Origin of the sequence: Fusobacterium sp. (assembly GCF_019012925.1) — a bacterium.
GTDB lineage: Bacteria > Fusobacteriota > Fusobacteriia > Fusobacteriales > Fusobacteriaceae > Fusobacterium_A.
The window spans coordinates 1-20296 of record NZ_JAGIRL010000036.1 but is presented as its reverse complement, the minus strand read 5'-3'; the positions used below and the strand labels follow the sequence as shown (position 1 = coordinate 20296).

The following is a 20296-nucleotide window of genomic DNA, read 5'->3' as shown; positions in this document are numbered from 1 at the left end:
ATTCTTTATCCCCTCTAGAACGTCTTCCCATATAGCCAATATTAAATTCTTCTCCATATCTCTTTAGTAGATTATTGTGTAATGCTTGTCTTGCTTCTTCCTCTGTTACTCTTCCACAGGCTGTTAATAAAAGTAATATTGAAACTATTAATATTCGTCTAAACTTCCTCATAATTTCCCTTTCAATTTTTAATACTGGTAATACATTTTCTCTAAATAATTCTTTCAACTTCTTGCCATAAAACTTGTTAGCTGATTCATTAAGTAGTACACCTCCATAGTTATCTCCTATATCTAATCCTACTCCTTTTATTTCTGCAAATCCTCTTCCCTAATAAATTGTAAATTCTTCTCCTTTATTTTAATAAAATAGCTATTGTTGCAATATAGATAATATCTCCACTTTTAATTCATTAAAGATTCTCATATATCCCTCTCCATTTTTTATATTAAATATCAATTTTAATCTTATTATATTATTAAAAATCTATTTATTCAATAGTAGAATTTTTTATTATTATTAAGAACATAAAGTATTAACAAATTTATAAATTTTATTATATTTAAGTTGATAATTATTATAAACTACCCATCTATTATTTTGAACACCTTTCGCCAAACGAAGAGGCAGGTTATTTAGCTTTACAAATGGCATTAATGAAGATATTGTATTTATAATAAATTGGAATATGCAAGAGCTTGGTATTTAATTAGAGAACAATTTGCACTAAAATATAAAAAGAGACTGAAAAATATCTAAATTCTTCAGTCTCAATAAATTATTTAATTCTACTAGTCAAGAGAGTAAATACACAAGATTATTTACACTCTCTAAAGAGGTACAAAAGTGTGTAGTGTATCTCTTTTCTTCTATAAAATTATTAATGTTTGCACTCTTTTTTAAAGTTTAACTTCATTCTCTTTGTTCTCAATTTAGCTTCTTCAGTTGCCATCTCTATGTTTAATTTCTCTATCTTTTCCCAATCTGGATTTTCATTTAATAACTCTTTTCTTATCTCTAATTTCTTAGTCTCTATAATTGTTCTTGCTTCAACTGTTTCTGGATCACTTCTATGGTGTCCCATCTTTTGCATTTTATGTATATGTCTTGGAATTATCTCTCTCTCAGTTTCCACAATATTATCTTTAGCAAAACTTATTACATTTATTGTTAATATCATCATCAATATTCCTAATAATCTTTTCACTATCTATCACCTCTTGAAATAAGTATACCTTTTATTTATGACTTAAATATGTCAAACTAAAAATAAATTTCTCTTCTTCTATTTTTATATCAAATGGAATACTATGAAGCTCTAAGATTTTTTTAATAAGTGAAAGTCCCAATCCGTGACCATCAATCTTTAATTCAGTAGCATTTTCTCCTCTGGCAAACGGTTGTAATAGATTCTCCTCACTTAGATTTTCCCTTATCAATGTTAGATTTTCAAATCTAACACAATCTCCATCTTGATATATCTTTATCTCACTCTCTTCTGGTGAGTATTTTAAAGCATTTTGAACAATATTGTCAATTGCTATCTGAATGAACTTTTTATTCCCTTCTAACATCACGCTTTCTAACTCTATATTCCATTGAATATCCTTTTGCAACTCCAAAAACTCATATTTCTCAATACTATTTTTTATTATTAGTTTTAAATCTAAATCCTCCTTATCTATTTTTAAACCTACAGAGGATAACCTAGATAGTAAAAGTAGTGATTGAACTAGTTCATTCATATTATTACTCTCTTTTAATATAGCCTTGTAATATCTCCTCTGCTCCTCCTCACTCTTCAGACTTCCTTTCAATAAATATTGTGCATGAGAATTTATAACAGAGATAGGTGTTTTTAACTCATGTGAAGCATTGGAAACAAAGGATTTTAAGTTATCTATTGATAATGAGAGACTTCTTGACATAGTATTTATATTCTCACTTAGCTCTAACAATTCATCACTTGTATTGACTACTGCTTTTTCGGAAAAATCTAGCTTTGTAATTTTTTTTGCAACCCTATTTAACTCATATATATTTTTTGTGATCTTTTTTGCAAATATCCTACTTATAATTATACTTAAGATCAATGTTATTACTAAGGTGATTAAATTTAGAAAATATACCTCATGTCTATGCATACTCATAACAGATAGTGATGTGCTTAAAAACAGAGTTTTCTCTGGAGATAATTTCTCCTTATATACCAGTAACATTACATGTCCCTGTTCAAGATTGTTAATATGAAATCCATCTTTTATATCATCAAAATTATCCTTATACTCTATTCCATAAAAAGAGTCATAGTAATTGTTATTTGAAATATATATATCTATCCCTTGAGTGTTTCTAATATCTTCAACATAGTCTTCCAATATTTTTTCATCAATCATCAATCTTTTTACTGTTGGAACTATCTTTTTTATCTCACTCTTTTTTCTAGCTATATAAAATGAATCTGCCACAAAAACACTAAAAACATAACTAAGTGTCACTGTAAATATAACTAAAAATATTGAAAAAATAAATATTTTTCTAAATAGATTAATTCTTATTCTCATCAAAGCTATACCCCATACCTCTCACTGTTTTCAACAGATAGCTATACTTGTCCATCTTTTTTCTAACTCTCTTTACCAAGGTATCTACTACTCTATCATCTCCATCAAAGTCAAAACCCCATACCTCATTCAAAAGATACTCTCTTGAAAATATTATTCCCTTATTTTTTATCATATACTCTAAAAATTGTATCTCTCTCCTTGTAAGTTCAATACTACTATTTTCAATGATTATCTCACCTTTTTTAGCATCAAATGAAAAATCTTCAAATTTATATATACTTACATCATCTAACTTCAACAGCTTTTTTACTTTTAAAGTTAAAATCTTCAAATTAAATGGCTTAGTAATATAGTCATCTGCTCCTAGATCAAGTCCTCTATACTCATCTTCATCTGAATCTCTAGCTGTCATCATAAGTATTGGTAGTGTTGAAACCTTTCTTATCTCTTTACAAACTTCCCAACCTGTCTTTTTAGGAAGATTTATATCCAAAAGAACCAATTGAGGACTCTCTAAATAAAACTTTTCTATCCCCTCTTCTCCATTATAAGCTACAACAACACTAAAACCTTCCTGTTTAAAGTTATCCTGTAAAACATTTATTAAACTTTTTTCATCTTCTATTATCAATATCTTTCTCTTCATCAATTCCCCTTTCAATCTATAAAACTATTGAAAATGATAGTGTTCATCAGTTAGATGGAGAACATGTCTATATCTGTGTCTCAATGAAAAATATATACAAGCTATGAGTATATATCCAAACCCAGCTATTATAAACACCTTATCCCTTAATAAATAATAGAACTCTATCCCAAAAAAACTTCCCAATAAAAATACCAACACTGTAACTATACAGAAGTAAACCTTCCATTTATCCTGTTTTTTCCCCTTCAAACAGTGCCCTATATACACTCCAGTATCTGTTAGATTCCCACTTATATGACTTGTTCTTACAACAACTCCCTTATATGATATAAAGAGCCCATTTTGAACTCCTATCATAAATGGTAGATAGTAAAAGAAGATCCAAGTATCTTTTACTGTTGCATAGAGTAGTAATAATCCACATCCCAATGTAAACATTGAATATCCATAACGTCTCTTTAGATTGAACTCTCTTCCATCAACCAAATATCCTGAGATAGTAGAACCAAAAACAAAAGCTATTATAATGGACATAATTTTAAATACCTCTAAAAAATTCCCATCTCCTATATTGATAGCAGCTTTTGATACATGCCCTGTAAAATGTGAAACTGTATAGGAATACTTTGCAATACTTATAGTATTTATAAATCCCCCCAAAAAACATAACATATAGATCCAATTTAATAAAAGTCTATGTAAAACCTTCATTTTTTCCCCCTAAATTATTGGTATACATAAGAAATCATACCCTTTTTTTTAGAAAATTTCAAGTATATATTATACTCTTATCATAAAATTCTATTTTTAAAAAGAAATGAGAAAAAAATAGATCTATGGTATAATACTCTCAATGAGAGAGGAGGAATAGTATATGAATTTAAATACCAAACAATTTGAAGCTGTCACTACTACAGAAGGTCCACTTCTTCTTATCTCTGGACCTGGTTCTGGAAAAACTAGAACACTGGTAGAAAGAACTATATATCTTCTGACTGAAAAAAAAGTTAAACCTGAAAATATTTTTCTCTCTACCTTTACAGAAAAGGCTGCTAGAGAATTGATTACAAGAATATCCGAACGATTGAAAGAGTTGGGACACAAGATAAATCTATATGAGATGTATATTGGAACACTACACTCAATATTTTTAAGACTCATTGATGAAAATATTGAATACTCTTTCTTTAGATCAGGGTATAGAGTATTAGATGATGTTGACCAACAATTTTTTATATATAGTAGAATTAAAAATTTTAGTGAGTTAGAGGGGTATCGTGAATTTTTTAGAGATATTCCTGCTAATAACAGTTGGGAGAGAAGTCAAAAGATATTATTCTGGTTAAATAAAATCAATGAAGAGGGAAGAAGATTAGATAATCTCAAAACTGAAAATAAAAAAATCCTATTTTTAAAGAGTGCTCATAAGAGATATCACGAGATGCTAGTAGAAGAGAATATCATAGATTTTACAACTATTCAAAGAGAGATGTATAGAATACTTCACAATGAAGATGTTCTCGAAAAATTAAAAAATAAAATGCACTACATAATGATAGATGAATATCAAGATACCAATAGTATCCAAGAAAAAATAATCTTTTTGCTTGGTGAAAAATATAAAAATATCTGTGTTGTAGGTGATGATGATCAAGGAATTTATCGTTTTAGAGGAGCTTCCATTAAAAACATTCTCCAATTTCCTGAGAGATTTGAACAGGGAGTGTGTAAAAAAATAAATTTAGATATCAATTATCGTTCACACGAAGATATTATTAGACTTTGTAACAGGTGGATAAATCTCATCAATTGGAGAGAGTTCCGTTTTAGAAAGGACATTGTCCCTCCTACTGATAGCTCTTTTCCAGACTATAGTGGAGTAGTCAGAATAGGTGGAGACTCTGAAAAAAAATGGAAGGATAATATATATAAATTTATTAAAAATTTAAAAACTACAAATAAGATTGAAGACTATAGTCAAGTAGCATTTCTTTTTAGAAGTGTTCAATCATCCAATGTAAAAGAGCTAAAAAAACATCTAGAAAGTTTAGGTATTCCTATATACTCACCTAGATCAAAAGATTTCTTTGATAGATCAGAGATAAAATTGGTAATTGGGGCTCTTTTAGTATATTTTCCACACTGTAAATATCTAATACTTGATGAGGTACAAAATCGTGGAAATAGAATTTTTGATTACTATAAAGAGTGTCTTACTCTTCTTAAAAAAGTTATAAAAAATGATGAAGAACTCTATAGTTGGTTAGTTGAAAAAAGAAAAGAGAACTCATATGAAACGACTCTTTTTATTCCAAGTTTTAGAAAAATATTTTACTCTCTTCTCCAATTTGATACTTTTAAAAACTTTATTAAAATTGATATCAACAATGTAAAAGAGGGAAGAGAGACTTACAACTTAGGAGTTTTTTCTGAACTCTTAGAAAAATTTGAAAGATTATCAAAGGTTGAAGATATTCAAAAAGATGATGTTGAAAAAGTTATAAAATACTTTTTCAATGTTTATTTAAAAAATCTCTACCATAAAAAAATTGATGAATATGAAAATAAAGAGGAGTTTCCTTTAGGAGCAATTCCATTTTTAACTTTTCATCAAGCTAAGGGTCTTGAATTTCCCATTGTTATTGTAGGCTCTTTAGATTCAACTCCAGCTTTCAAGGAGAGAACTGAAGAGGACGTACTATCTGAACTTTTGAGATTAGATGATAATTTTGAACCTAGAGATAAGAAGAGTGAGTTTGATTTTTGGAGAATATACTATACAGCCTTTTCTCGTGCTCAAAATCTTCTAGTTCTTACTAGCATAGAGAATAGATCTGGAAAAAATGAACTTCCTTCACGAACTTTTAGATCTATCTATGAATCAATTCCATATGTTACTGATGAAAAATTTAAATTGGAAAACTTGAATGTTGAAACTTTAAAAAAAGTTGAGATAAAACCACTTCTATCTTATACTGGGCATATTCTTCTCTATGATTTTTGCCCTTTAAAATATAGATTTATTAAGGATTTTAAATTTAAACCTTTCTATTCTAAGGACACTTTTTATGGAATTTTTGTACATAGGGTAATTGAAAAGGTTCACAGAGATTTTCTAGCAAATCTTTTTGATAATAATTTAGAGGAGATTATCAACGATATTGGTAACTCTTTAGAAAAAGAACTTAAAACCAACTTCCCAGCAGAGATTCGTGAAAAAGTTAGATACCATATTAGTAACTATCTTGAAAATAGCAATTTAGAAGATATCGTTGCCACTGAATTTGAAGCATACAGTATTGAAAAAAACTATATTATGATTGGTACTTTGGATCTTGTTAAAAAAACTCCTTTGGGAATAGAGATTATTGATTTTAAAACAGGTAAATTTGATAAAAGTAGATTTGAAATCTATAAACATCAATTGGAGATCTATGCTTATCTTTTAAAGGACAAATACTCCTTAGAAAACATTAAGGCATCTCTCTATTATATTGATGAGGAAAATTCTAAAATTGAGATTGATTTAGATAGTTCTAACATTGAAAAAAGTGTTGAAAAATTTGATATAATCGCATCTGAACTTTTAAAGAAAAATTTTCCGCCAAGAAAATTTGATGATAAATGTTCTAAATGTGAGTTTAATTATTATTGTATGATTAAGGAGGAATCTTGAAGCAAAATTATGATTTACTAATGGAAAAGGAGATAGAAAAAATAGAAAAATTGGAAAGAAAACCAAAACTTCTTCTGCACTCTTGTTGTGCTCCTTGTAGTTGTGCTGTAATAGAGTATCTTTTAAAATATTTCCATATTACAATATTTTTCTATAATCCTAACATTACATTTGAAGATGAATATACTAAAAGATTGGAGGAACAAAAAAAATATCTAGAAGAGAGAAACTACCCTATTGAAGTTATTGAGGGAAGGTATAGTCCTCGAGAGGATTTTTTTGAAAAAGTCAAGGGATTAGAGAAAGCCAAAGAGGGAGGAGAAAGATGTTTTAGTTGTTATGGTCTGCGTTTGGAAGAAACTGCCTTAAAAGCTAAAGAGCTTGAATTTGACTATTTTTCTACAGCTCTTAGTATCAGCCCTATGAAAAACTCTCAATGGATAAATGAACTTGGAGAAAGTTTAGGTGAAAAATACCAAGTTAAATTTTTAAATGGAGATTTTAAAAAGAAAAATCGTTATGCCCAGTCTGTAAATATCTCTAAAGAGTATAATCTCTATAGACAAGATTACTGTGGTTGTGTCTTTTCAAAAATGGAAAGAGAGGAGTATAAAAAGATCAAAGAATCATCTCAAACAACAGTTTAAATAGAAATTAGAGTAGCTTAGGTTTTTACTTAAGCTACTCTCTATTACTAATCTATTTTATCTCATAACCAGCTTCTCTTATCTTCTCTAACACTCTATCTCTATGTTGGATATCACTACACTCCATAACCAATGTTACCTCTTGCATAGTTATTCCTAAATCACCATTATACATACTTTGAGTTATATGTAACACATTGGCTCTATTAGCTGTAAGTAGTCCTAAAAGTTTTTCTATCTCTCCAAATCTATCGTGTACCTTTACTTTGAATTGATATCTTCTACCCTTATTTATCAAGGCTCTATTTAAAACTCTTTCAACTAAGTTTATATCTATATTTCCTCCAGATACAACTGCACAAGTTTTTTTATTTTTACAATCTATTTTTCCAGCTAAGATTGCTGCTAGTGGTGTAGCTCCTGCTCCCTCTGCTACAACTTTACTCTTCTCCATCAAGAATAGTATTGCTTCTGCTATCTCAGCTTCTGAAACTGTAACTACTTTATCTACATATTTTTTTACTAACTCTAATGTTTTACAACCAACTTTTTTTACTGCTATTCCATCTGCAATTGTAGGTTGAGCACAAACTTCACAACACTCACCTTTGTTAAGAGCTTCTGTCATTGAAGCTGCATTTTCTGACTCTACACCTATTACTCTTATATTTGGATTAAGAGATTTCACTGCTGTTGCTATTCCAGCTAAGATACCTCCTCCTCCTATTGGAACTAATACTGTATCTATATCATTTGCATCTTCTAATATTTCAAGTCCTATTGTTCCCTGTCCAGCTATTACATCATCATCATCAAATGGGTGTAAAAATACTGCACCTGTTTCTTTTTGTATCTCACAAGCTTTTGCAAAAGCATCATCATAAACACTTCCATGTAATACAACTTGCCCACCATACCCTTTAGTTGCTGCTACTTTTGCTATTGGTGCTGTCTCAGGCATAACAATTGTGGCTTTTATTCCTTGAGCTGTTGCTCCTAAAGCTATTCCTTGAGCATGATTTCCAGCTGAAGATGCTATTACTCCTCTTTTTTTCTCCTCTTCAGTCAAATTAGCTATTCTGTTTAAAGCTCCTCTCACTTTAAAAGATCCTGTTTTTTGTAGGTTTTCTAATTTAAAAAATACCTTTCCACCAAACTCTTCTTCTAATGTTGGACACTCTATTAAAGGTGTTCTTTTTATTGAGTTTTCTATCGTTTCTTTTGCTTTTTTAATTCTTTCTAAAGTTACAGTCATTTTTACTCCTCCTCAAAGAATAAGTTTGCTTTGTAATATAATTATAAACTTATAATTCATTTTAGTCAAATTTCGTACTATTTTTTATAAAAAAAATTCTTTGTTTTGTAGAGTTAAAATATATTTTATTAATTATTATACTAGCATATATTTATTTATATATATTGATTTGTTTGTGAATAAAACTTAGTTGTTTTCAGTTTAAAGAAAATTAAAATAAATGTAGATTTATTCTCTTTTATTTTTCTTTTTTTATATACTCGCTATTTAAATAAATAATATTTATTTTTAATTAAAAAAAACTACCAATAAATTTTATTTTTACTGGTAGTATTTTATTAATAATTTATCAAATTTTTTACTCTCTACAAATTCCTTGCTCTTTTGCTAGTTTTTCTACTGCACTCGCAACAGCTTCTGAAACTCTTTTATCAAAAGGATCTGGAATAATATAGTTTTTCTCTAACTCCTCATCTTTTATCAATGATGCTAAACCTTTAGCTGCAGCTATTTTCATCTCTTCAGTTATTTTTTTAGATTTTGCTCTCAATGCACCCTTAAATAATCCTGGGAATACTAAAACGTTATTGATTTGGTTTGGATAGTCAGATCTTCCTGTTCCTACTATTGCTGCCCCAGCCTCTAAAGCATCCTCTGGCATAATTTCTGGTGTAGGATTTGCCATAGCAAAAACGATAGCATCTCTATTCATAGTTCTCACCATATCTTTTGTCAATACATTTGGAGCTGATACTCCTACAAATACATCTGCACCTACTATTGCTTCTGCAAGTCCACCACTTATATCTTGTGAGTTTGTAATCTCAGCCAACTCTTTTTTAGAGAAGTCATACTTATCTTTTTCACTTCTTCTTAAAATTCCAACTCTATCTACAGCTATTATCTCTTTTGCACCTAATTTTTTTATCAATTTTATTATAGAACTTCCAGCTGCTCCAGCTCCATTTACAACTACTTTTATATCCTCAATCTTTTTATTTACAACTTTTAAGGCATTTATAACTCCAGCTGCAACAACTATAGCTGTTCCGTGTTGGTCATCATGGAATACAGGTATATCTAATTCAGCTTTTAATCTTGTCTCTATCTCAATACATCTTGGGGCAGAAATATCCTCTAAATTTATTCCCCCTAGACCTGGTGCTATTAGTTTAACTGTTCTTATTATCTCTTCAGGATCTTTAGTATTTAAACAAATTGGAATAGCATCAACATCTCCAAACTCTTTAAATAGCACACATTTTCCCTCCATTACAGGAAGTGCAGCCTCTGGTCCAATATCTCCCAATCCTAATACAGCAGTTCCATCTGTAACTACCGCTACTAAATTTCCTTTTCCTGTATATTTATATACATCCTCTTTATTTGCTGCTATTTTTCTACAAGGTTCTGCTACTCCTGGAGAGTATGCTAAGCTTAAATCCTCTCTATTTTCTACTTTAACTTTAGAAACTACTGATAATTTACCTTTATTTTGTTCATGTAGTTCTAGTGCTCTCTCATATACATCTGCCATTTTCATTCCTCCAGTTAGATTTTTTTCCTTACATTCTCATTATATTCCTTTTCATAAAATAAGTAAAGGATTTTGTGTATTATTTTTGTAGCAAATAACTATTACAGTACATTATTTTCTCAAGATATTTTTTTGAAAAAATTTTTTTAATATTTTATCATTCCACCACCTAATACAAAATCTCCAGAATAAATAACTAAATGCTGACCAGGGGCATTTTGTACATTATCTACATTATATTCAAAATATACTTTACCTTCCTCTTCTACTATCATTCCCAAAGCCCCTATACTTGAAAATCTTGGTCTACCTGTTAACTCTTTTCCAACTAACTCTTCTAGTGGAACGGCAAATTTACACTCCACTAGCTCAACTCTCTTCTTGGCTAGTTCCTCATACTCACCTAAAACAATCTCATTTCTCTCTGGTATTATCTGGGTAATAAAATAGGCTCTTGGTAATTTTAGATCTAAGCCTCTTCTCTGACCAATTGTATAGAGTTGATAACCTTGATGTTCTCCCATCTTCTTACCACTGCTATCTACAAAATCTCCCTTTTTTATCTCATCTTTCAAATTAGCTCTTAAAAAATCTATATATCCAGCCTTAGCAAAACAAATTCCTTGACTATCCTTTTTATCATGTATCTCTAAATTTATACTTTTACCAATCTCTCTTATCTCACTTTTTGTATATTTAAACAGAGGAAATAAAAGTCTTTCTATCCTCTCTCCTGTAAGTCTATATAGCATATAGCTTTGGTCTTTTTTTATATCCTCAGCTCTTTTTAATAGTACTCTTTTATACTCATCATTAAACTCTGTTGAGCAATAGTGACCTGTAGCTATGTAGTAAGCTCCCTCTTCCTCTGCTATATCAAAGAGTATCTTCATCTTTACTCTCTCATCACATATAACACAAGGCGAGGGTGTTATCCCGCTAGAATAACCTCTTAAAAAGTCATCTATTACCTCTTTTTGAAAAATCTCTTCTATATCTATAACTCTATGCTTTATATTAAAAAATTCAGCAACTTTTTGTGCTGCTTGAATCTCATATTTCAAAGAATCCTCTTTTTTATGATTAAGTGTTACCCCAATAACCTCATATCCCTCCTGTAACAATAAATGTACAGATACTGAGGAATCTATTCCACCACTCATACCTATAACTACTCTATTTCTATCCATTAGCACCTCTTTATTTTTTTATATGTATCTCTCCTATATCAAATTTTAAACTCTCTCCAGCTATATTAACAGAAAGCTTTCCATCTCTATCTATTCCTGTGGCAATACCTACTCCAAGAGATTTCCCATCGTTTATTACCTCTATCTGTCTATTTAACAGATAATCATAATGCTCTATCTCCTTTAAAATCTCTGTCCACTCTTTTTCCAAATAAAGTTTAAACTCATTTATTATGCAATAGATAACATCATCAATAATATAGTGTCTATTTGTAACTTTTTTTAGAGAGATAGCACTCTCTTGAGCATATCCAAAATCCAAATTATTAATATTGATACCTATACCAATTATAAAAAAATCATCTATTTTCTCTACTAAAACACCACTCAATTTCTTATCTTCTAAATATATATCATTTGTCCATTTAAACTTATAGTCTAAATCCTCTATTTTTTTTAAAGCTGATAAAATAGATATTCCAACTATTAAGGGAAGTCTCTTGTACTCCTCTATCTCTTTGCTCCTATCCTCTTGTAAAGCAAAAGAAAAAAGAGCCATTCCCATATTAGAAACCCATATATTACCTCGTCGTCCTACTCCAGCAGTTTGAGTCTGAGCTATAACACAATCGTAATTTTTTAACTCTTTTCTAGATTTTAAATATTTATTTGTAGAATCAATCTCTTCAAACTTAAATACTCGCATCTCAACCTCTTTCTAATTTTGATTATAAATATCTTTTTGTTTTGATTACATCTTTTTTAATTTCTTCAGTTATAATTTCACCATTAAGTTCTGAATACTTCAAACTTTCATCTCAAGCTCCATGAAGCTCATTTGCTATTTTCCAAATTTGAGATTGTAACTCAACTCTTTGTTTTCCACTTGACATATATTTTCCTCCACATCTATTCATCTTTACTTCTATTATATCATAATAATACTGTAATATTTTTTTATTTTTAGCAAAAAATAAAAAAGGTATATAGTACTCAAAATTTTTAAATTTTCTAATACAATACACCTATGTTGATTCTAACTAGAATGCCAAAACTATTTTTAACGGTTCAATTTTAAATCTTTTATTCTTCTATTTTTATATATCTAAATGTAGAAAATCTATTTAATTTTATTACTTCTTCTTTTGTTAATCCAATTTTATACTCTTCTATTTTTTCTTCTTCTATATCTATATAATTTTTTAATCTCGATACTGCTTCTAAAACTGGATAGAAAAAAAGCTCATTATTTTTTCTTAAGTTATCTATTAAAATATTAATCTCTGTTTTTTTTTCTTCAATATTTTCATCAGAATTCTCATAACTTGTAGTGGATATAACATCTATAACTTTTAAATAATTCATATATGTAACTTTAGTAAACATATTAAATTCCATTTTCTTCCTCTTTCATTACTAATTTAAAAATTACATTATATTCAAATATTCCTTTTAATAAAATCTTCACTGAAAATTCCATATATTTTAGTATATTCTCAATTGAATAAATATACTTTCCATTACAAGTAAAATCAAAAATTCCAATTTGATATAATGGAATATCAGAAAAAAGATTATGTATCTCTGATATAAATTTCTTCCTATCAAAATTGGGGCTTTCTTTTCCTTTAATTAAAACCATCTTTTCATCTTCTTTACTTGAAGCATCATAGATTTCATACCTTACTTCTATATCCTCATTCCCATAGATATTGTACAACATCCCTTCTTTTATCAAAGGGATTCTTTCTTTTAACTCTTGATTACAATACCCGATACATAAATATGGTATTATTGAAAATCTTTTTAATAACTCATTACATTTACTTGAGTTATTTACAATACCACTCAAGCTAAATAACGACTCCCTTACTGTGCTATTTTTTATCATTTCATAAAGAACAGAATACTTATCTAATATTTCTAAATAATTATTAACAGATTTAACAGTTCCATCTGAATTCAGCTCATAATGAATTTTTTCAAAAGCAGTATTTAAAAGTTCTAAAGAATCTGTTAACGAAGTTGCTTCATTCTGCTTTTTTTCTGTATATATATATAATTCTAAGGTATTTTTATCCATCCCTAAGTCAAGTTCTAAAGAACTAATATTATTTAATATTTCATTGTTTTTCAAAATGAGTTGTTCTTCATAGTTTAATATATACCTATTTATTACTCCATCATCTAAAAACTCTATTTTCATATACTTTCCTCTCTATGCACCCTATTTTATTTCAACTTTGTGAGAATTAGCCATAATTTTTATCTCATTTACATGTTCTTCTCTTAAATTTCCTGAAATTTCCTCTTTTTCAATTTGACTAATTCTCTCCTTTACCTTTTCAATAGATTTTTCTACTATAGTTGCCTCTGCTTCTTTAGTTTTTAAACTATATTTATTTTTACTTTCAATATCTAATATATTAGTTGTTAGAAGTCCTTTAGTTGTTGTTTCTTCTGAAATTCCATCTCTTACATAAACTCTTAAATTCCTTGCATCATTAAAAATCTTAAAATTATATAAAATTTTATCTTCAAAATTGATAGTACTCATATCTTTAACATAATTTAATGTTTCATTCATATCTTGTGTTAATTGAATTAATAATTCTTTTTCATCTTCTGTAACAGTATAATTTCTTTCAAAAGGATTAGAAAATCTAATACTATTTTCATTGTTTATAGCAGTTAATATATACCCTTCACTTTCTTCGTCACTTGGAAAAAAAGCAATAACTTTATCCCCTATTTCAGGTGTACAGAACAATCCCGTTTTAGTTTTAGAGTATGGAGTCGCATACGGAAAGTAAAATCTTCTTCTCCCTGATAACTCTTCTGACATCATAGAGGTCTTATCAGCTATTTTTATTAAATAGTTATAATCTGCTCTATTTACTTTTTTTCTTACTTTTTCTTCTCGAATACTTTTTATTTTTTCTAATCCTTCTGTAAAATCAATTGTTAAATAAGATATATTATTCTTACTTTTAAGTGGAACTCTTCTAACTCTTCCTTCAATTGCACACCCTTTTATTTTTTTATTAGATTGTATTGGAAAAATAAAATCTTCTTTTTTTATTGTATATTCCCCTTTAAATATAGAATTTTCTAATGTAATAACTCCTTCTGTTACATATCCCAAAAGCTTTTTTTCCTCTTCTATTGAGTCTTTTTTTAGAAAAATTCTTTCCCCACATAAATAAAAAGATAAATTTGTTCCTACATAATAGGTTTCTTCATTTTCTCTTACTTCTGAAAGATTGCTCTGAATTTCATTCCATATTTTTGAAACTGAGGTTTCTCTTGAAAGTCCTATTGTAATACCTCCGTTCTCAGTATTAAATACTGCTAATTGAAGATGAGAAACTATTCTTATTAGAAATTCCCAATCTGTTTCATCATATTGTATTACTAATCCTTTATATATTGGAGTTAAAAGTTCAGTTAATAACCGATTACCATCTTCTGTTCCTAATATTTTTATATTTTTATATGTTTTTTCTATTAATAAAACTAAATCATTATATGTTAAGTTGGAATTTTGAAAAACTTTATAATTTTTATATCGGTCTAAAATCTCACTGTATGATTTTAAATTAAGTTTTATTATATATTCATCAGAATAATAATTTTCACAAATATATTTTTCAACAACTCCTCTGAATATTTTTCTTCCTCTAAATGAAATTACTACAACTTTTTTATGTTCATAAAAAGCTATCCATTCCTCATGAGGAACATTTTTTATTCTTAATTCTAAGTTAACAATTGTATGAGTATTTTCTTTAAATTTCATTTCAAATTTTGTCAAAGTATAATTTTTATTATTTATTTGTGTTTTTTTTACATCATTCTCTCCTGTCATATATGCTATTTCGAAATCTTCAATAGTATATCTTGTATCTTCTACATATCTCTCGCCATTCATATTTTTTCTCCTTACAATTAATTTGTTTGTTTAGATTTCTCTATACCATTTCTTATTACTGAGACATTTCCTCTTCCTATACAATTAAGTTGGCTACTTGTTGTTAAATTTTTAGCTCCTTTGTTACCTTGACATTTTCCTGGATTATTCCATTTCTTTTGAAAATTAGGACTACATCTCCCTTTTATTTTTCGGCAATACATTTTAGAACAATCAAAACAATCTAAACTTGTATCAATCTCTGAAGCTATAGTTCTACCATTTATCTCCATTCCCTTATTATTTTTAGGATAAAAATAGATCTCCCCTTCTCCACAAGAACAATTCAAACTAGCTCCACTTACAAGTTCATCCAACTCTGCTTTTAGCTGTATTTCACCCTTTTTAAATGCCTTTACATAAAGAATTTCCTCATACAATCCTCTTTTAATATTATCATCGTTGTATAAATATTGAATTGTTTTATCATTATATTTGTTATTCTCCATATGACCTATTATTATTTTCTTCTGAAGTCCTTGACTTATTTGTACTTCTTCTATTTTCATATACTCATCAAATAATGAATAATCTCTATTTAACATTATATGTCTTATGTAGTCACGTACCTGTTGATAAGCTAATACTTTATCTCTATTTGTATATCTTTTTAGATTATTTAATAAACGTTCAGCTATATTTTCTTTTAGTGTATACGTATCTTCCATTGTTTCAGCCATTTCAAAATACTTACCAACCTCTTTATTTTCTTTAACTATATAAAAATGCCTTCCTAATAATCTTAAATTTCCTTCTGAATCTACTGGAGAATAATTTGAATTTCCTAAATAATTTAACTTTTCTGAAGTTTTAATCAATGATTGCATTTTTAGATTTTCAAACTCTGGTAAAGTATAAAAAGAATAATCCTTATAATAACTAGACGGTATACTTCTAAGTATACTACCTATATACTTCTTATTTAATTTTAGATAATTACTTGTTCCTGATAGATCTAAATTAATTTTTCCATTGTCTGTCAAAAAAGGAAAAATACAGTTTTCACTTTCATAGCTATAATCACTTTCATCTTCTACATGAACGCTCAGCGAATTTTTAATCTTTTTTATTATTACATTTGTTTCTTTACCCAATAATAAATAGCACGTCTTATCTTCTACTAGTTTTTTTACTTTTTCTTTTTGTTCTCTATTCATCTCTAAAAAAGAAACAAATTTGTTAGTTTCCTTTTCTAAAATTACTGGCTTTTCTTTATATGTATAAAGATTTTCTATTTTTTTCCCTCCTGATGTTGGAGCTGTCCACGAATGTTCTTGACTATATGATTTTTCTACTACCATATATTTTTCTATACAATATCTATTTTCTTTTAGATAAAACTCATAATAAAAGCTTTTTGATGTTTTTTCAATAACTGGTCCATTATAGATCATAAAATCTTTCGTAATTTCCAACTTTCTATTTTTTAAAGCATCTAAAATTTTTTTATTCTCCTTTACACTCCTATCTAATGAATATTCATCTTCGATTGCCTTCTCACTGGCTTCTCCAAAACTTAACTCTTTACTTCTATAAATGCAGTTTTTATCATTACCTTCAATTTTAATTTTTTTTACATTAGTTGTAAAAAAATCAAATAAACTAAATTCTTTTTTCAATTCTAATTCAAGCTTCAATTCAAGATAGTCTTCTAAAGATAAATTAATATCTTCATAAATAAAAATAGCTCCTTGATAATCATCATCGGAAACATTGTTTTCATTTTCTAATTTTATAGAGTACTTCTCTGTATTATCTTTCAATATCTTTAGTACATCTTGTATAGGTTTAATCGTTATATCAGTTGTATATGAGTTCATATTATTATTCAACCTTTTACAATTTAAACAGTTATTATAATTATTACAAGTAAAAATTTGATTTTTACAAAGTTTTACATATAACTCGTTTATAACTCTATTATTTTTTATTTCATTTCCCCATCTATTTATACTTAATATAACCTTTACTATTACACTTCCAAATAAAAATGTAAAACCATTAAATCCAATCTCTATAAGTAGTGCTAGAACAATAAATGTCATATCAGCTGGATTATCAAGTGATAATTCATTCCTCATTACTTGTCCTATACTATTTGCAGTAATATTATAATACATTGCTATATCTTTTGGTTCAAACTCATATAATGACTTTATTAATGTATTATAACTATATTTAAATGTTCTTATATCTTTTTTTAACTCCAATATATCTAAATACTCTTGACTTACATAATATAAGTCTGCCAAATCGCCTCCATATCCAAAACCTGTTACTGTTATTTTATAATCTTCTATCTTTTCTCCTTGTTCTGATATTGTTGTTATTATTTTTCCCAGTACCAAAGAATCTACTAGTGTCATTAATACTGTTTCATTTAAAATTTTCTCACTCTCTATATTTTTCCTAACCTCTGTTCCTTTTTGTGCATTACTAAAACAGAATACTATATCTTTTGTTTCTTTTTTTCTCAATACTATTACTCTAAATCCTTCATATTCTATATTTAAATGTTCTTCTAATAAATATAATTTTGTCTTATTCTTTTTTTCTACTAAACTTTTCATTGTATTTTCTAATACATTTAATTTTTCTTTTTCTTCTTCGGCTATATTATCTAATTCTATTGAAGTCATGTAGTCTTGAATATTTTCTACTACATAATTTAACAAATTATAGGTTAGAAATGGTAAATCTATTAAAAAAGCCCCTATATAATTACCTATTCCTAACTCTTTACCTAATATCTTTATATTATTTTTCATATTTTTTATTGCTGATGATATAAAGTCTTTTGTTAACTTTGTTCTAAATTCAGATGAATTAACATAACTTAAATGTCCTAAAAAAAATGTAACAAAATTTCCCTCTAGATTTGAATAAACTGTCTTCATATATTCTTCAAATCCCTCTGTAAATATTTTTGTCGGTATGACAAATTCTTTTATTTCCTTTAACCCTAAAAGCATTCCTTTTGAATATTTTGTTAAATACTCCTCTAAATAATTATCAAAATAACTATTTAAATTCTTTTCTATCTCCTTCAATGTCTCTTTATACTCTCTTGAATTACTTTTTAAGAAATTTTTAACACCTTTTGAAATCCCTGTTATTTTAACTTTTTTTCCACTTATTTCTAAAGTTATACTTTTTATATTTTTTAAAGTAAGTATTTCGTCTAAATTTGATACCTCTTTTCCTGATACAATGTATTTTAGATTTTTTATATCTTTTTCAGAGTAATTAACTAAAATATTATCAATCTCATTTTTTATCCATTTTCCTCTTACTTTTTCTTCTTCTGCCATTTTTTTGATCAATTTTAAAAGCTCTTCATTTGCTCTTTTTTTATCATTTTTATATAATCTTAATACTTTGTGAACATCTGAAGAATTAAGATGCCACTCACTTTTTAATATTTTAAACGGATTTCCTACTTTTCTTATTCCACCTATAATATCATTTCTTCCTTTACTTCCAAGCGCTGGAATAATTATAGAAGCAAGAGTAACTGCATAAGCAACTTTTTCAAATATTTTAATCATCTCTTTTTTATTTTTTATCTCTGCTCTTGTAGGATAAAATTTTTTATCTCGCAGTTTATTTATATATGTATTAAAATATTCTCTTTCATCAATAGTCGTATCAAACTCTGTTATCTCAATTTTTTCTTCAACTCCATAAATATCCTTAAGAATATTTCCATCAGTATTAGAATAAATAAAGGTTTTTCTGATATCTTTATTTGAACAATTTTCAGGACAATCTCTAGGATAGTTAACTGAACATTTTTTAAGAGCATTCTTCATACAACACCTTGAAAAAACACCTTTATCTCCTAATTCTGCTGTAAGGTCAAAATAGCTACTTATTAAATCATACCCATCAAAGCCACCTAATATCTCCCATTCTTTTGTAAACTGCCCTTCTGGATTATTTTCTTTTGCAACTTCAAAATATTCATATACAACTCCAGCTCTTTTTTTTAATTCTTGAAGATCTTTATATATTATTTCTCCTACTTCATTTTCGTCGTCCATATCATTCTTTTCTATAAAAACTCTTTTACCTTTATCAGGATTTAATATAGCTTCTCTTTCTTGCTCTAAGAGTGAATAGATTGTATGATTTGTGTAATTTTCTCCTTGAGAATCTTCTGTTGTTTCTATATCTTTTTTTAGATTAGCAAACTCCATTTTTAAATTTGATAAATTACAAATTGCTAACAATTCTTTATCTATTATACTCATAATTTTCTCCTTTAATTTTAAAATTTTTCCCACTCAAACTGTAACTCTTCTAAGTTATTATAATTTAATTTTTTCTTCCCTTCTAAATTATTACTTTCAATATATTTTGGAGAATTGAGCTTTTTATAAAATACAATTCCTTGATAAAACATATCTCTAATGCCATTTTCTATATATGCTCCTTTATTTATTTGTAACATATTTCTTTTAATGACATCTTTTGTAGGATATTTTCCTAAAAGTTCATTTCTTAAGTTAAAGAACTCTTTTCTTGTTAATTTTTTTCTATTATTTTCTAAAATAGTTAAAACTTTATTATTGTTTATCATATTATCTTTTAATACTCTTTCATCTATTATAAAGATTTCTAAGCTGACGTATTCAAAAGTTCCTGTCTGTTTCATAAACTGTACAAATTCGTAAATCTGTTTCCTATACCACTCTCTATCTTCATCATTCTCCACCCTTCCAAAGATATAAATGCCTCCTTTTAGAAAAGGTAAACTTCCATCTTCTAATCTCTTTTTATACTCTGGCAAAAACTTTGGATT

The 20296-nt window shown here is 27.7% G+C and carries 14 protein-coding genes and 1 pseudogene; 2 read left to right on the top strand and 13 right to left on the bottom strand.

Going from position 1 to position 20296, the window contains the following annotated elements; all coding sequences use genetic code 11:
* Positions 1 to 881 precede the first annotated feature (881 nt).
* The 4 genes from QZ286_RS06640 to QZ286_RS06625 are packed head-to-tail and all read right to left on the bottom strand — an operon-like array spanning position 882 to position 3928.
* Positions 882 to 1208 (bottom strand): hypothetical protein, encoded by a 327-nt coding sequence (locus QZ286_RS06640; RefSeq protein ID WP_291256187.1) that lies wholly within the window; start codon positions 1206 to 1208, stop codon positions 882 to 884.
* A gap of 31 nt (positions 1209 to 1239) precedes the next feature.
* Positions 1240 to 2565 carry a HAMP domain-containing sensor histidine kinase gene (locus tag QZ286_RS06635; protein ID WP_291256186.1) on the bottom strand — a complete coding sequence of 442 codons (1326 nt, stop codon included), beginning with the start codon at positions 2563 to 2565 and terminating at the stop codon, positions 1240 to 1242.
* Positions 2549 to 3214, bottom strand: coding sequence for a response regulator transcription factor (locus QZ286_RS06630; RefSeq protein WP_291256185.1), 666 nt, complete (start codon positions 3212 to 3214; stop codon positions 2549 to 2551). The genes QZ286_RS06635 and QZ286_RS06630 overlap by 17 nt, the downstream gene beginning before the upstream one ends.
* A 24-nt stretch (positions 3215 to 3238) precedes the next feature.
* Positions 3239 to 3928 carry a YoaK family protein gene (locus tag QZ286_RS06625; RefSeq protein WP_291256184.1) on the bottom strand — a complete coding sequence of 230 codons (690 nt, stop codon included), beginning with the start codon at positions 3926 to 3928 and terminating at the stop codon, positions 3239 to 3241.
* Positions 3929 to 4091: 163 nt separating this feature from the next.
* Between QZ286_RS06625 and QZ286_RS06620 the strand changes: the two genes are divergently transcribed.
* Complete coding sequence (locus QZ286_RS06620; protein ID WP_291256183.1) at positions 4092 to 6893, top strand: ATP-dependent DNA helicase; 2802 nt, start codon at positions 4092 to 4094, stop codon at positions 6891 to 6893.
* Entirely contained in the window at positions 6890 to 7540 is a 651-nt protein-coding gene (locus QZ286_RS06615) for an epoxyqueuosine reductase QueH (RefSeq protein WP_291256182.1), read from the top strand. Before QZ286_RS06620 ends, QZ286_RS06615 begins: the two co-directional genes overlap by 4 nt.
* A gap of 52 nt (positions 7541 to 7592) precedes the next feature.
* Here QZ286_RS06615 and ilvA read toward each other — a convergent pair whose 3' ends face one another.
* From ilvA to QZ286_RS06570, 9 genes and pseudogenes are all read right to left on the bottom strand, one after another.
* A complete protein-coding gene (gene ilvA, locus QZ286_RS06610; RefSeq protein WP_291256181.1) occupies positions 7593 to 8795 on the bottom strand; it encodes a threonine ammonia-lyase in 1203 nt (400 codons plus the stop codon).
* 358 nt (positions 8796 to 9153) lie between these two features.
* The gene (locus QZ286_RS06605; RefSeq protein WP_291256180.1) at positions 9154 to 10332 is read right to left on the bottom strand and encodes an NADP-dependent malic enzyme; all 1179 of its coding nucleotides are present in this window, start codon (positions 10330 to 10332) and stop codon (positions 9154 to 9156) included.
* A 146-nt stretch (positions 10333 to 10478) separates the two neighbouring features.
* A complete protein-coding gene (gene mnmA / locus QZ286_RS06600) occupies positions 10479 to 11522 on the bottom strand; it encodes a tRNA 2-thiouridine(34) synthase MnmA (protein WP_291256179.1) in 1044 nt (347 codons plus the stop codon).
* A gap of 10 nt (positions 11523 to 11532) precedes the next feature.
* Complete coding sequence (locus QZ286_RS06595; protein WP_291256178.1) at positions 11533 to 12228, bottom strand: biotin--[acetyl-CoA-carboxylase] ligase; 696 nt, start codon at positions 12226 to 12228, stop codon at positions 11533 to 11535.
* 377 nt (positions 12229 to 12605) lie between these two features.
* Positions 12606 to 12920 carry a hypothetical protein gene (locus QZ286_RS06590; RefSeq protein ID WP_291256177.1) on the bottom strand — a complete coding sequence of 105 codons (315 nt, stop codon included), beginning with the start codon at positions 12918 to 12920 and terminating at the stop codon, positions 12606 to 12608.
* On the bottom strand, positions 12910 to 13728 hold the full coding sequence (locus tag QZ286_RS06585) for a hypothetical protein (protein ID WP_291256176.1): 819 nt from the start codon (positions 13726 to 13728) through the stop codon (positions 12910 to 12912). Before QZ286_RS06585 ends, QZ286_RS06590 begins: the two co-directional genes overlap by 11 nt.
* A gap of 21 nt (positions 13729 to 13749) precedes the next feature.
* Positions 13750 to 15453, bottom strand: a complete 1704-nt coding sequence (locus QZ286_RS06580; RefSeq protein ID WP_291256175.1) for a phage baseplate assembly protein V — start codon at positions 15451 to 15453, stop codon at positions 13750 to 13752.
* 17 nt (positions 15454 to 15470) lie between these two features.
* Positions 15471 to 19745, bottom strand: coding sequence for a PAAR-like protein (locus QZ286_RS06575; RefSeq protein WP_291256174.1), 4275 nt, complete (start codon positions 19743 to 19745; stop codon positions 15471 to 15473).
* Positions 19746 to 19762: 17 nt separating this feature from the next.
* Positions 19763 to 20296: pseudogene (locus QZ286_RS06570) on the bottom strand (hypothetical protein); the annotation flags it as partial.

Coding starts and splice junctions, on each gene's coding strand:
- QZ286_RS06635 (WP_291256186.1), bottom strand. CDS start 2,565: ATGAGAATAAGAATTAATCTATTTAGAAAAATATTTATTTTTTCAATA.
- QZ286_RS06630 (WP_291256185.1), bottom strand. CDS start 3,214: ATGAAGAGAAAGATATTGATAATAGAAGATGAAAAAAGTTTAATAAAT.
- QZ286_RS06625 (WP_291256184.1), bottom strand. CDS start 3,928: ATGAAGGTTTTACATAGACTTTTATTAAATTGGATCTATATGTTATGT.
- QZ286_RS06620 (WP_291256183.1), top strand. CDS start 4,092: ATGAATTTAAATACCAAACAATTTGAAGCTGTCACTACTACAGAAGGT.
- ilvA (WP_291256181.1), bottom strand. CDS start 8,795: ATGACTGTAACTTTAGAAAGAATTAAAAAAGCAAAAGAAACGATAGAA.
- QZ286_RS06605 (WP_291256180.1), bottom strand. CDS start 10,332: ATGGCAGATGTATATGAGAGAGCACTAGAACTACATGAACAAAATAAA.
- mnmA (WP_291256179.1), bottom strand. CDS start 11,522: ATGGATAGAAATAGAGTAGTTATAGGTATGAGTGGTGGAATAGATTCC.
- QZ286_RS06595 (WP_291256178.1), bottom strand. CDS start 12,228: ATGCGAGTATTTAAGTTTGAAGAGATTGATTCTACAAATAAATATTTA.
- QZ286_RS06590 (WP_291256177.1), bottom strand. CDS start 12,920: ATGGAATTTAATATGTTTACTAAAGTTACATATATGAATTATTTAAAA.
- QZ286_RS06585 (WP_291256176.1), bottom strand. CDS start 13,728: ATGAAAATAGAGTTTTTAGATGATGGAGTAATAAATAGGTATATATTA.
- QZ286_RS06580 (WP_291256175.1), bottom strand. CDS start 15,453: ATGAATGGCGAGAGATATGTAGAAGATACAAGATATACTATTGAAGAT.
- QZ286_RS06575 (WP_291256174.1), bottom strand. CDS start 19,745: ATGAGTATAATAGATAAAGAATTGTTAGCAATTTGTAATTTATCAAAT.